13 protein-coding genes are annotated in these 13203 nt (G+C 64.3%); 9 read left to right on the top strand and 4 right to left on the bottom strand.

Going from position 1 to position 13203, the window contains the following annotated elements; translation table 11 throughout:
• Positions 1-75: 75 nt before the first annotated feature.
• Positions 76-1662, bottom strand: coding sequence for an inorganic phosphate transporter (locus AC57B1_RS06225; protein WP_496416975.1), 1587 nt, complete (start codon positions 1660-1662; stop codon positions 76-78).
• A 269-nt stretch (positions 1663-1931) separates the two neighbouring features.
• On the opposite strand from AC57B1_RS06225, the gene AC57B1_RS06220 reads away from it, so the two are divergent.
• Together AC57B1_RS06220 and AC57B1_RS06215 are read left to right on the top strand one after the other, a co-directional pair.
• On the top strand, positions 1932-2819 hold the full coding sequence (locus AC57B1_RS06220; RefSeq protein WP_496416974.1) for a CHAD domain-containing protein: 888 nt from the start codon (positions 1932-1934) through the stop codon (positions 2817-2819).
• Positions 2820-2945: 126 nt separating this feature from the next.
• On the top strand, positions 2946-4520 hold the full coding sequence (locus AC57B1_RS06215) for a GGDEF domain-containing protein (protein ID WP_496416973.1): 1575 nt from the start codon (positions 2946-2948) through the stop codon (positions 4518-4520).
• A gap of 31 nt (positions 4521-4551) precedes the next feature.
• On the opposite strand, the gene AC57B1_RS06210 is transcribed toward AC57B1_RS06215, so the two are convergent.
• Positions 4552-5598, bottom strand: a complete 1047-nt coding sequence (locus tag AC57B1_RS06210) for a VTT domain-containing protein (protein WP_496416972.1) — start codon at positions 5596-5598, stop codon at positions 4552-4554.
• A gap of 282 nt (positions 5599-5880) precedes the next feature.
• On the opposite strand from AC57B1_RS06210, the gene AC57B1_RS06205 reads away from it, so the two are divergent.
• Entirely contained in the window at positions 5881-6786 is a 906-nt protein-coding gene (locus AC57B1_RS06205) for a DMT family transporter (RefSeq protein ID WP_496416971.1), read from the top strand.
• Between the two features lie 27 nt (positions 6787-6813).
• Here the strand turns inward: AC57B1_RS06205 and folE are convergent, their stop codons facing one another.
• Positions 6814-7452, bottom strand: a complete 639-nt coding sequence (folE, locus tag AC57B1_RS06200) for a GTP cyclohydrolase I FolE (protein WP_408342210.1) — start codon at positions 7450-7452, stop codon at positions 6814-6816.
• 152 nt (positions 7453-7604) lie between these two features.
• Positions 7605-8534, bottom strand: coding sequence for a LysR family transcriptional regulator (locus AC57B1_RS06195; RefSeq protein WP_408342212.1), 930 nt, complete (start codon positions 8532-8534; stop codon positions 7605-7607).
• A gap of 386 nt (positions 8535-8920) precedes the next feature.
• On the opposite strand from AC57B1_RS06195, the gene AC57B1_RS06190 reads away from it, so the two are divergent.
• From AC57B1_RS06190 to AC57B1_RS06165, 6 genes are all read left to right on the top strand, one after another.
• A complete protein-coding gene (locus AC57B1_RS06190) occupies positions 8921-9628 on the top strand; it encodes a 3-oxoacid CoA-transferase subunit A (RefSeq protein WP_408342214.1) in 708 nt (235 codons plus the stop codon).
• 13 nt (positions 9629-9641) lie between these two features.
• Complete coding sequence (locus AC57B1_RS06185) at positions 9642-10301, top strand: 3-oxoacid CoA-transferase subunit B (RefSeq protein WP_091806724.1); 660 nt, start codon at positions 9642-9644, stop codon at positions 10299-10301.
• Between the two features lie 47 nt (positions 10302-10348).
• Positions 10349-11728: a 3-carboxy-cis,cis-muconate cycloisomerase gene (locus tag AC57B1_RS06180; protein WP_408342216.1), complete on the top strand. Its 1380-nt coding sequence runs from the start codon at positions 10349-10351 to the stop codon at positions 11726-11728.
• Positions 11729-11733: 5 nt separating this feature from the next.
• Positions 11734-12525, top strand: a complete 792-nt coding sequence (pcaD, locus tag AC57B1_RS06175; RefSeq protein ID WP_496416970.1) for a 3-oxoadipate enol-lactonase — start codon at positions 11734-11736, stop codon at positions 12523-12525.
• Positions 12522-12917, top strand: a complete 396-nt coding sequence (gene pcaC / locus AC57B1_RS06170) for a 4-carboxymuconolactone decarboxylase (protein WP_091806734.1) — start codon at positions 12522-12524, stop codon at positions 12915-12917. Before pcaD ends, pcaC begins: the two co-directional genes overlap by 4 nt.
• Positions 12918-12980: 63 nt before the next feature.
• On the top strand, positions 12981-13202 hold the full coding sequence (locus AC57B1_RS06165) for a hypothetical protein (RefSeq protein WP_496416969.1): 222 nt from the start codon (positions 12981-12983) through the stop codon (positions 13200-13202).
• The last annotated feature ends 1 nt before the right edge of the window (position 13203 follow it).

Here is a 13203-nt window from a genome sequence, read left to right as displayed (position 1 = left end):
AAAAAAAGCGCGGCCAAATGTGAGCCGCGCTTTTTTACGCCGCGGCCGGTTCCGGAACCGGCCGTCGCGCGGAGTTCAGAACACCGCCCGGAAAACCCAGTACAAGCCCGCAGCCAGCGCGATGGAAGCCGGCAACGTCAGCACCCAGGCAAGAACCAGACTGCGCACGGTGCCCCATTGCAGGCCGGAACCGTTGGCCGCCATCGTGCCGGCCACGCCCGAGGACAGCACGTGCGTCGTGGAAACCGGCAGGCCGTATGCGTCGGCGGCGCCGATCGTCAGCATCGCCACCAATTCCGCCGATGCGCCCTGTCCGTACGTCAAATGCTGCTTGCCGATCTTTTCGCCGACCGTCACGACAATGCGCTTCCATCCCACCATGGTGCCCAGACCGAGCGCAATCGCCACCGCGACCTTGACCCACGTCGGAATGAACTTGGTGGCGTGATCGGTCTGCGCCTTGAAGTTGTCGATCGCTTTGGCGTCGTCGGGCGCGAAAGCCGGTTGCCTGGCTTTGTCCATCAGGCGGATCGCCTCGGAAGCCACGTACATGTTGTTGCGCACGTTATCCACGAGGCCCTGCGGCACCGCGGCCATCGATCCAGACGCGCCGACCTGGCCGGCAATGATCTCGGTCAGTTGCTGCAAGGCACGCAACGTGGCGGGCGTCAGCTGGCGCGTGCGGACATAAGCCTCGACGTCGGCGCGTGGATTGGTGGAAGGCGCGGCGCCCTGGGTGTATTTGGCGAGCGTCGCGGAGGTTTGATGCGCGACGGCGAGGAAGGTTTGCGTTTCCGCCGGCGTGACAGCCTTGTTCAGCGCGTAGGCGGTGGGCACCGTGCCGATCAGGATCAGCATGATGAGGCCCATGCCTTTCTGGCCGTCGTTCGAGCCATGCGCGAACGAAACGCCCGTGCAGGTCAGAATCAGCAGGCTGCGGATCCAGAACGGCGGCGGCTCCTTGCCCTTCGGTTCGGCATACAGCGCCGGAATGCGCACGACGGCCTTCAGGATCAGCAGCAGCAAGCCAGCTGCGAGAAAGCCCACCAGCGGCGAGAACAGCAGCGACTTGCCGACGCCGAGCGCCTGGTTCCAGTCCACGCCGCTCGTGCCGTTGCTGCCGTGTATCAATTGATTCATCAAGCCGACGCCGATAATCGAGCCGATCAGCGTATGCGAACTCGACGACGGCAGTCCGAAATACCAGGTGCCGAGATTCCAGATGATCGCGGCGATCAGCAGCGCGAAGACCATGGCAAAACCGGCGCTGCTGCCGACCTGCAAGATCAGCTCGACCGGCAGCAACTGCAGAATGCCGAAGGCGACGGCGCCGCTCGACGTGAGCACGCCGAGAAAATTCCATCCGCCCGACCACACCACGGCGATGTTCGGCGCAAGCGAATGCGTGTAGATGACAGTCGCGACCGCGTTCGCCGTATCGTGAAAGCCGTTGACGAATTCGAAGCCGAGCGCGATCAGCAGCGCAACACCGAGCAGCAGATAAGGCAGAGCCGAGCTTTCGCGAACGGGCTGTAAATCATCCATTAAGTGCACGGCGCAATACACGGCGCCGACCAGAATCACCGCGAGAAAGATGACGAGGCCGATACTGCGCCCCTTTCCGCTAGCAGTGCCTGATTGTGGATACGAAAGTTCCGGCATGACGGGAGCCTCAAGGTTTGTCGCGGAACTTCCGATGCTGCGGGGGCGGTGTGTCGCAATGATGACAGTGGCGTGACGCCCGAGGCGCGCAGCCGCTGGACGCGCACCTCGGTGGAACACGGCGTGAAAAATTGTCCGATCGGAATGCTCAGCTGTCCGAAAAGGACTTTGATGGGCGGACGACCGGGAGGCCGAAATGCTGGCTAAGCGCTTACCGACTGGGCCCTTTTTTTGCTAGGCTGTCAGAACGGTGTATTCAGGGATCTTCAATGAAACGCGAGAGCCACAAAGCCGATCCACGCTCCAGTGACAGCGATCCACCCGCTGCTGCGCCTTCCGCGCAAGCGGCCTTCGCCTCGTTCGCGGCGCCGCTCGTCGATGAAGCGATCGAACACACCAATGCGGTGCGCGAAGACGCATCACCTGAAGCACTGCACAAATTGCGGGTCTCGCTGCGGCGTTTGCGTTCGTTGTGGTGGGCCTTCGCACCATTGCTCGAAAAAGGCGAGAGCACGCGGCAACGCGCGCTCTACCAGTTTCTGGCCACGGCCGCCGGCAAAACGCGCGACTGGGACATTCTGATCGAATTGCTGACGAGCGACGACCGTGGCGCACGTTGCGCCGGCCCCGCTCTGGCGCCCAAACTTCAGGACGCTCGCGGCGGCGCAATGGCGACGAGCCGCGAAACGCTCTCGAATGCCGACGTCAAACATCTGTTGCGCGAAGCCTTGTCGAGCGCTTCCAAAGAACTGAACACGTCCCATGAACGCACGCCGCTGCGGAAATTCGCCATGCAACGCGTGGCGACTTCCGAGAATTCCTTGAAAAAGCGGATGAAACGCGCGCGTCGTGCGAAGCGATCCAATTACGCTGCCTTTCACAATGTCAGGAAGGCGGGGAAGAAGCTGCGCTATCTGCTCGAGTTTTTCGGGCCAGTCCTGAGCGGCGGGCGCAAACGTACTCTCAAACGCCTGAAGCAGATCCAGAAACGTTTCGGTGCGCTGAACGACGTGGTCGCTAGCGAGATGTTGTTGCACGAGAATAGGACCCTGCTTGACGGCGCCGGCACTGGCGATACCGACTCGGCGCTTCAGTGGCTCAAGCAGGAACGCAAACGGAGGATGCGCGCGGCAGCGGGACTGCTGCGCAAATTGTGATGCTGCGCGCATCGTCGCGCGCTTCTGCGAACGAAATGGCACAGATGGCATCCGAATAACAACATGGGACGCGCATCCGCATGAGCGGGACGCATGCGGATTATTTGCGAAGGAGGCGATGCGCACGTGGCACATCAAACGCTTTCGCTGCGTCGGCGCTTGCGCAAGCGATTGCGCGTCTATAGCGCCGGTGTTTCGCGATACGTGGGTAACCATCCGTCTTTCGTCGGGGTAGCGGGCACGCTGGTGGCCGTTTCGATGGCGGGCTTGACACTGCTGACGCTCGGCAACGGACGCGCCGACGCGCTCGATCACGCGCGTGAGACATCGAGAAACCTCGTCGCGATCATATCCACTGACCTCGCGCGCAACGTCGAAATCTACGATCTGTCGCTGCATGCCATGGTGGACGGGGCGCGCAACGAAGCCTCCTGGACGTTGCCCGCCGACGTGCAGCGCGCGGTGCTCTTCGACCGGGCGACAACCGCGGCGTACCTGGGCGGCGCGTACGTGATCGGTCGAGACGGACAGATCATCGCCTCGCAGAACGGCGAGGTGAATGACGCGATCCGCCTCGCCGACCGCGACTATTTTCTCGTGCATCAGCGCAGCCCAGCCGTTGGCCTGTATTTCTCGCATCCGTTCCGTTCGCGCCTGCGCGACGGCAAACTCACCATCGGTCTGACGCGACGCATTGGCGAAGCGGACGGCAGCTTTGCCGGCGTTGCGCTGCTGGCCATTCGCATCGAATATTTTCAACATCTGCTGGACCGGATCGACACGGGCCGGCTGGGATCGGTATTCATCGTGATGGACGACGGCACCCTGGTCGCGCGCAAGCCGTTTTCCCCGCGCGATATCGGCTCGAGCATCGCGAAGTCGCCGACGTTCCAGGTCATGGCCGCGCACGACGCGGGCGCGTACGAGGCGAATTCGGCCGTGGACGGCGTGCGGCGTATCTACACCTACGCACGCGTGCCAGGCACGCCGCTGATCGCGGTGGTCGCTCCCGCCGTGGACGACGTGCTGGCGCCGTGGCGCCACCGCAGCCGGATTACCGCGGCACTCACGCTCGCGTTCGGGGCGGTATTCGTGATGGTGTCGTGGCTGTTGTCGTTGGCATTGCGTGACAAGCTGCGCGCGCAAGCGGCGCTGGTCCGGCTCGCCGCGACCGACCCGCTCACCGGACTGAGCAATCGTCGCGTGCTCGACACCCGGCTCGACGAAGAGTGGCGGCGCGCGCGGCGCAGCGGGCAACCGTTGTCGGTGCTGTTCATCGACATCGATCACTTCAAGCAATTCAATGACACCTACGGCCATGCTAGCGGCGACGAGGCCTTGATCGCCGTGGCCGAATGCATTTCGGCGACGGTGCGCCGTTGGGTCGACCTGGTGGCGCGGTACGGCGGCGAAGAGTTCGCCGTGATCTTGCCGGAGACGCCGGCCGAGGGCGCGCTCACCGTGGCCGAGATGATTCGCCGCCAGGTGCAGGAGCAGGATGTCATTCACAGGGACGGCGAAGCGGTCAGCGTGACGGTGAGCGTGGGTTGCGCGACCTGCGTGCCGGCCGAGGGCGCCAACGCTCTCGATCTGCTGGCAGCAGCGGACCGGCAGCTTTACGCAGCCAAAGCGGCCGGCCGTAATCGCATCAGATCGGCTGGGTGGGCGGAGCGTCCCATAGCGCAAGATTCGCCATCGTAAACGGCCCGGACTGAGCCGCTAATGGTGCGGCTCAAGTGCCTTGATTGCTGCGCGGGGCGAAGCCGCGCAGCGTAATGGCGCCGTGGGCCTCACCGCCGAGTTGCGGCGCGCGTCTGCCGGTGAACAGCTCGTCGGTGGGTGGCAGCGGTTCGACCGGAAAACCGCGCCGCTGCCAGGCGTCGAGGCCGCCCCTGAGTGCGCGAATCCTCGTATAACCGTTGTCCCGCATGCGTTGCGTGATATCGACAGCCGTCGCGCTGTCCGGGCAGATGCAGTAGATCACCGTATCGTGCGCCCGCAGGGCGCCGTCAATCTGCTCCGGCGAGTGCGGATCGAACGCGAGCGCGCCCGGAATGCGGCGCGGCGCTTCGAGCGAAAAGGCTTGCGGGCGGGCGTCGAGCACCTTGGGCGGCGCGACGAGGCGCCAGCCAGGGACGGCGGCTTGGGCTGCGGCATCCGCGGCGGCTTGCGCGAAACGGCGGCGCTCGCGGCGCCGTTGTTGCAAACGAAACATGAGATAAATCAGGGCGGCGGCCAGCAGAATGTCGATGACAGTGCCGCCGCGCGCTTTGACGAACTCGACCAGCATGTGCAGTTGCCGTTCCGCGGCAGCGCCGCCGAGCAGCCAGAAATTGGCCCAAGCGAGGACGCCGGCAAGATCCCAGGCCGCATAGATGCGCGCATCGACGGCGGTCGTGCCCATCAGCGGCGGGGTGATGAGTGCGAGTCCGGGGACGAACTTCGAGATCGACACGAGCGGCACGCCGAAACGCTCGAACAGCGCGCGCGCTTTATTGACCTTCGGATAGACAGCCGGCGAGAGGCGGCCTAACGCGGCGATCAGCTTGCGGCCATACAGGCGGCCGGCCGCGAACCATGCGCCGTCGCCGATCAGCGCGCCGAGCACGGCGGCGGCGAGAATCGGCCAGAAGGACAGGGTGCCGGCAGCGATCGCGGAGCCCGCGAAGAGCAGCACGGGAACCGCGGGAATCGGCACGCCGAGTCGCGTCAACAGGACGTTGAGGAACACGACCGCGCCGCCCCAGGTCGATACTGCCGAAGACGGAAACTCTACCAATTGAGAAACTCCTGTTCTTGCGGTTGAGCCGGCGTGCCGTGCGGCCTTTCTGGAGGGAGGCAAAGTGTGTTCCCGAAGAGCCCGATTGCGGGGTCCGCGCCGACCGTTGTAGCCGCTCGCTCAGGATACTCGATGGATCTGGCGCGGGGGCAGCATTGAAGGCGTCGGCGTGATTCCGCAAACCCGAGTCATTGACTCACTCTCTCGCTGCAATTTCATTCAAGACCGTCGGCTGGCGTACGCCTAATCTTCGTGCTCGTTCCAACTACACAGGACAGCACCATGAACTCGCGGCATGCCGGATACCTGTTTTGCGCGCTGGCCATGATTGGGGTCGGCAGCACGGTGGTGGTCAGTAAATCGATCGCGGCCGGGCTGCCGCCGTTCAGCGCCACCGCGCTGCGTTTCGCGATTGCCTTTCCCCTGTTCGTGCTGGTAATGCGCTGGCGCGGCGTGCGCTGGCCGCGTCTGGACCGGCGCGATACCTTGCTCGTGATCGCCCAGGCAGGTGCGGGCAGCGTCGGCTACACGGTGTTGCTGATCTGCGGGATGAAGCTCGCCTCGGCTGCCGATGCCGGCGTGATTGCCGGCACCTTGCCCGCCGTGTCGGCCGGTGTCGCCATGCTCGCGCTCGGTGAGCGCCCCGGGCCCGCGCTGCTCGGCGCGATCCTGCTGGCGACGGCCGGCGTGCTGGTCTGCACCGTGCATCTCGACGCGTTCCCTGCGCCGCATGCAGCCAGTTCGCTGGCGGGCAACGTGCTCGTGTTCCTTGCGATTGTCTGCGAGGCGTTGTTCATCCTGCTCAATCGCAAGCTGCGCACGGCGGTTGCGCCGTTGCCGCTGTCGGCGTTGATGTGCGGTATCGGCTTCGCGGTCGCGATCGTGCCCGCCTGCTTCGAACGACCGTGGACGCTGCCGGTCGATGCCAGTGCACTGGTTGGCGTGCTCTATTACGCGCTGGTGCCGACCGTGGCGGGCTTCGTGCTCTGGTACGCGGGCGCCGCGCGAATCAGCGGCGCGGAAGCGGGGCTGATGACCGCGCTCGTGCCGGTGAGCGCGGTGGCGTTGGCCGCGCTGCTGCTGCGCGAACCCGTCAGCGCGGCGCAATTGGCCGGTGTCGCGTGCGTGCTGGGCGCGGTGTTGCTGGCCACCTTCGGGGAGATGCGCAGAAGGCCCGGCGTGGCATGAGGCGCTGTTGTCGAAGCTGGGCTGTGCCTACGTGTTGGAGACAGCCACCACGCCCGGATTGCCGACGATCGACAGAAACTCGCGGCGCGTGGACGGATCCGTGCGGAACGTGCCGAGCATGCGCGAGGTGACCATCGTCACGCCGGCCTTGTGCACGCCGCGAGTCGACATGCATTGATGCGCGGCTTCGAGAATCACGCCGACACCCGCCGGTTGCAGCACGTCGTTCAAGGTGTCGGCGATTTGCACCGTCATCTTTTCCTGGATCTGCAGGCGCTTGGCGAACGCATCGACGAGGCGCGCCAGCTTCGAGATGCCGACCACGCGATGCTGCGGCAAATACGCCACGTGCGCGCGCCCGATGATCGGCACCATGTGATGTTCGCAATAGCTCTCGAAGCGGATGTCTTTCAGCACGATCATTTCGTCGTAGCCGTCCACTTCGGAGAAGGTGCGGGCAAGGATCTCGCGGGGGTCGACCTGGTAGCCCGCGTAAAACTCCTCGTATGAGCGCACCACGCGCGCGGGCGTATCGATCAGACCTTCACGCGCCGGATCGTCGCCGGCCCAGCGCAGCAGCACGCGAACGGCTGCTTCGGCTTCCTCGCGGCTCGGGCGCTCTGCTGCGGCCGTGGGTTTGATCTTCTTTGCCTTGCTGCTGGTCATCCGTCGCTCCTCCGGGATCGCGCGTCGACGCTGTACGGAGCGCGCGGGTTCAATGAGTGCGGCCATTGTTCCATGTTTTTCACCATGCCGTGGCGATGTCCCTTCTCGTCTCATGCAACATCGCCGCTATCAGTGCGCTGATAGTCCGCCGCTCATTTCGGCCATTCGTCCATCGCGTCGTTGAACAGTTCGGCGACCACGCTGCGCAGCCAGCCTGCGCGCGGATCGTTATGAAACTTGCGATGCCAATGCTGCCGCAGATCGAAATGCGGCAACGGCAGTGGCGGCTCGACCAGCGTGATCGACGCGTGCTCCGACACGTACGCGAAGCCGATCGCGTGCGGCACGGTCGCCAGCAGGTCGGTGCGCGCGAGGATGAAGGGCAGGCTCATGAAGTGGGGCGTTTCGAGCACCGCGCGGCGCTTGATGCGCTTCTTCTCGAGGTAGTGTTCGAGCACTTCCTGGCTGCGTCCTTCGGCGCGCACGACCGCGTGGCCCGCCGCCACGTATTGCGCCAGCGTGAGCGGCGCCTTCGAAAGCGGATGACCCGTGCGCATCAGGCAGATGAACCGATGGGTGAAGAGCCGCTGCTGAAAGAAGTTGTTGCCCGACAGATCGGGGAAATAGCCGACGGCGAGGTCGATGTCGCCCGATTCAAGCCCGCGCTCCACCTGCGACGGTGAGAGCGTTACAGAGCGCAGGTTTGCGAACGGCGCGCGTTCCGCGAAAAGTTGCAGAAGCCGCGGCAGAAACACGATCTCGCCGACGTCCGAGAGCGCGATCGAGAAAGTGCGCGTGCTGGTGGCCGGGTCGAATTCCTGCACGTCGAGCATGCCTTTCTCGATACGCAGAAGCGCGTCGCGCGCGGCGGGCAGGATGGCGAGGGCGCGCGGCGTCGGCTCCATGCCTTTGGACGTGCGCACGAACAGTGGATCGTCGAAGTACTCGCGCAATTTTCCCAGCGCGGTGCTCACGCGCGGCTGGCTCACGCCGAGCTGCTCGGCCGCACGGCTGACATTGCGGGTGTCCTCCATGGCGACGAGGTAAGGGATCAGGTTCAGATCCAGGTTCGTTTCAGACATGCTTCCGTGACCTGTGAGGCGGGGCGGGGTATGCGATATGAGGATAGAGGTTAGCCCAATAATCCTTGTCTGGGATAGTGCGGCTTGCCCGCTATCGGCAGGCGAAGCACACAACAAAACCTGCACAACGCGCGGTAAAACCTATGATTAAGGGGAATTCCCTGCCTTGACAACCTGCCCGAAGGACAACCATAATCGCCTGAACGTTCGCTAAACGAATCCATGTTCATACAGCGAACAAATTTGAAGCGAGCTAACCGACGGCGCCAGCCCGCATCCGCACTTGGCGAGCCACCGCCCGCATTGGCCCGGAGACCGTTCCGCCCACGCTCTGCCTGAAACGCAGCCAGCCTCGCGGCACGCAGCGCCCCAAAAGGAAATTCGACATGATCAACAAGATTTTCGAGTCACTTCAGTCGGCCGTCGCCGATGTCCAGGACGGCGCGACCGTCATGATCGGCGGCTTCGGCACGGCCGGCATGCCGTCGGAATTGATCGACGCGCTCATTGAACAGGGCGCGCGCGACCTCACCATCGTCAACAACAATGCCGGTAACGGCGATATCGGCCTCGCGGCGCTGCTCAAGGCCAAGCGCGTGCGCAAGATCATCTGCTCGTTCCCGCGCCAGACCGATTCGTATGTGTTCGACGCGTTGTATCGCGCCGGAGAGATCGAACTGGAACTGGTGCCGCAGGGCAATCTCGCGGAGCGCATTCGTGCGGCAGGCGCGGGTATCGGCGGCTTCTTCACACCGACCGGTTACGGCACCAAGCTCGCCGAAGGCAAGGAAACGCGCCTGATCGACGGCCGGCACTATGTGCTGGAGTCGCCGCTGCATGCCGACTTCGCGCTGATCAAGGCGTACCAAGGCGATCGCTGGGGTAATCTCACGTATCGCAAGACGGCTCGCAATTTCGGACCGATCATGGCAAGCGCGGCGAAAACCGCGATCGTGCAGGTGTCGCAAGTCGTGCCGCTCGGAGCGCTCGATCCCGAAGTGATCGTTACGCCCGGCATTTTCGTGCAGCGCGTGATCGAAGTGCCGCAAGCGGCGCACGCCCCGCTGCCCAATCCTCACGACGCTGCCGCCTGAACCGGAGACCGACATGAAAAAACTGACCCGCGATGAAATGGCCAAGCGCGTTGCGCTGGATATTCCCGAAGGCGCCTACGTGAACCTCGGCATCGGCGTGCCGACGCTGGTGGCCAACCATCTCGCCGCCGACAAGGAAATCTTCCTGCACAGTGAAAACGGTTTGCTCGGCATGGGCCCGGCGCCCGCCAAAGGCGAGGAAGACGACGAACTGATCAACGCCGGCAAGCAGCACGTCACCTTGCTCACGGGCGGCTGCTATTTCCACCATGCGGATTCGTTCGCGATGATGCGCGGCGGCCATCTGGATTTCTGCGTGCTCGGCGCCTTCCAGGTGTCGGCCACGGGCGATCTGGCGAACTGGCACACCGGCGCGCCCGACGCGATTCCCGCCGTTGGCGGCGCGATGGATCTCGCGATCGGCGCGAAGCAGGTCTATGTCATGATGGAGCACCTGACCAAGCAGGGCGAGAGCAAGATCGCCGCCGAATGCAGCTACCCGGTAACGGGTGTGGGTTGCGTCGACCGCATCTATACGGACCTTGCGATGATCGATGTCACGGATCAGGGGCTCGTGGTGCGCGAGATTTTCTCGGATATCGATTTCGATGCACTGCACAAGCTGACCGGCGTGCCGCTGATCGACGGTACGCAAGCCGCAAACGCGGCCTGACGCGCGGCGGCGCTTTCAATTTCGATACTTCGGCCACTCACGCCATCATGCTCGACTCCAGCGCCCGCCTGACGGGCCTTCTTTGCGGCACGCAGCCCATGAACGACATCTGGGCGCCGCGTGCCACGCTGCAACGGATGCTCGACGTGGAAGCAGCGCTCGCGCGCGCGTCAGCCGCGCATAACGTCATCCCACATACGGCGGTGGGCGCCATCGAGGCCGCCTGCCAGGCCGATCAACTCGACGCCGACGCGCTCGCGCGCGACGCCGCGCTCGGCGGCAATCTCGCGATTCCGCTCGTCAAGCAGCTCACCGCGCGCGTCAAGGCGGCCGACGCCGAAGCGTCGAAATACGTGCATTGGGGCGCCACCAGCCAGGACATCATCGACACGGCGACGGTGCTGCAATTGCGCGACACCTTCGATCTCCTCGACGACAGCCTGCAATCCACCTGTCACGCCGTGGCGAAACTCGCGGCCACGCACCGCGCCACGCCGATGATCGGCCGCACCTGGTTGCAGCAGGCGCTGCCCATCACGCTCGGCCTGAAATTCGCGCAATGGCTCGACGCATTGCTGCGTCATCGCGAGCGGCTCGATGCGTTGCGCACCCGCGTGCTGGTGCTGCAATTCGGCGGCGCAGCGGGCACGCTGGCGAGCCTGCGCGATGCCGCGCCGCAAGTCACCCAATCGCTTGCACGAGAACTTGGCCTTGCCGTGCCGACGCTGCCCTGGCACACGCAGCGTGATCGCATAGCCGAAACGGCCTCGCTGTTCGGCATGCTGATCGGCACGCTCGGCAAGATCGCGCGCGACATCTCGCTGCAGATGCAAACCGAAATCGACGAACTCGCCGAACCGGCCGCGGCCGGCAAAGGCGGTTCGTCGACCATGCCGCACAAGCGCAACCCGGTCGGCTGCGCGGCGGTGCTGACGGCGGCCACGCGTGCGCCGGGGCTGGTCGCCACGGTGTTCGCGGGCATGGTGCAGGAGCACGAACGCGCGCTCGGCGGCTGGCAAGCCGAGTGGGATGCGTTGCCGGATCTGGCGCGCCTCGCGGGCGGCGCACTCGCCAACATCGAACAGATCGCCGTGGGGCTGAACGTGAACGTGCCGCGGCTCGCGGCCAATCTCGACATCACGCATGGCCTGATTCTCGGCGAAGCGGTCATGCTCGCGCTCGGCGACAGCATCGGCCGGCTCGACGCGCATCATCTGGTGGAGCGTGCGTCGAAAGCCGCGATCCGCGACGGGCAAACCCTTTTCGACGTGCTTGCCGCAGACCCGGCCGTGACCGAACATCTTCCGCTCGAGCGTCTGAAGCAATTGCTCGATCCTGCTCACTATGTCGGCCAGGCGCACGCTTATGTGGACGCCGCGCTGGCACTTCACACCACGCGCTCGCAGCGCGACCATTCCAGGGAGTAACCGGCATGCCTTACGCCGCAGTCAACGGCACCGAGCTTCATTATCGAATCGACGGCGACCGCCACGGCAACGCGCCGTGGATCGTCCTGTCGAATTCGCTCGGCGCCGATCTGTCCATGTGGGCGCCGCAAGTCGCGGCGCTGTCCAAACACTTTCGCGTGCTGCGCTACGACACACGCGGCCACGGCCATTCGGAAGCGCCGAAAGGCCCCTACACGATCGAGCAACTCACCGGCGACGTGCTCGGCCTGATGGACACGCTGAAGATCGCCCGCGCGAATTTCTGCGGACTCTCGATGGGCGGGCTGACCGGCGTTGCGTTGGCGGCGCGCCACGCGGATCGTATCGAGCGCGTCGTGCTGTGCAATACGGCCGCGCGCATCGGTTCGCCGGAAGTGTGGGTGCCGCGCGCCGCGAAAGCGCGCAGCGAAGGTATGGCCGCGCTGGCCGATGCCGTTCTGCCGCGCTGGTTCACGGCGGACTATATCGAGCGCGAGCCGGTGGTGCTGGCCATGATTCGCGACGTGTTCACGCACACCGACAAGGAAGGCTACGCGTCGAATTGCGATGCGATCGACGCCGCCGACCTGCGCCCCGAGGCACCCGGCATCAAGGTGCCCGCGCTGGTGATCAGCGGCACGCACGATCTGGCCGCCACGCCGGCGCAAGGCCGCGAACTGGCGCAGGCGATAGCGGGCGCGCGTTACGTGGAACTGGACGCCTCGCATATTTCGAATATCGAGAAAGCCGACGCTTTCACGAAGACCGTGATCGACTTCCTGACGGAGCAGAAATGAACGACGAAGACCGTTACGAAGCCGGGCTCGGTGTGCGCCGTGCGGTGCTCGGCAGTGCGCACGTCGACCGGTCGCTCGCGAACCGTACTGAACTGACGGAAGAGTTTCAGAATTTCATCACGCGCTATGCGTGGGGCGAAATCTGGACGCGCGACGGTTTGCCGCGCCACACGCGCAGCCTGCTGACCATCGCGATGATGGTCGCGCTCAACCGCAGCGAAGAGCTCGCCCTGCATCTGCGGGCCGCGAAGAATAACGGTGTGACGCGCGAGCAGATCAAGGAAGTGCTGCTGCAAACCGCGATCTATTGCGGTGTGCCGGCGGCGAATTCGGCGTTTCACCTGGCGGACAAATTGTTTCGTGAGGATGATGCCGCGGCCGCGCAGCCGTAAGCAATGCAATCGAGATGACGAGCCAGGCAGCGTGCGAATGCACGCTGCTTCCGAACATCGACGATGTTCGATTTCATCCAGCCTGCAACGGGCTGTGATACGGATACCTGGTATCCGGCGGGCGCTCGACATGAACGCCGCGCACTGCGGGATTCGGTCGCATTCCACTTCTCTCGATTTTTGCAGAAAATTCCTGCACTGAAGTCGAATATTCCCGCAACCGTTTCTGACTTTCTTCTTTGCGCATCATCATTTTCTAAGGTTTTAGCCGACCCAATTCGTTGAC

The sequence above is a fragment of the Paraburkholderia sp. BGA-UO-ETr-F21 genome (genome assembly GCF_059567925.1).
The sequence above is the reverse complement of the archived record's forward strand: the minus strand, read 5'-3'. Positions and strand labels throughout refer to the sequence as shown.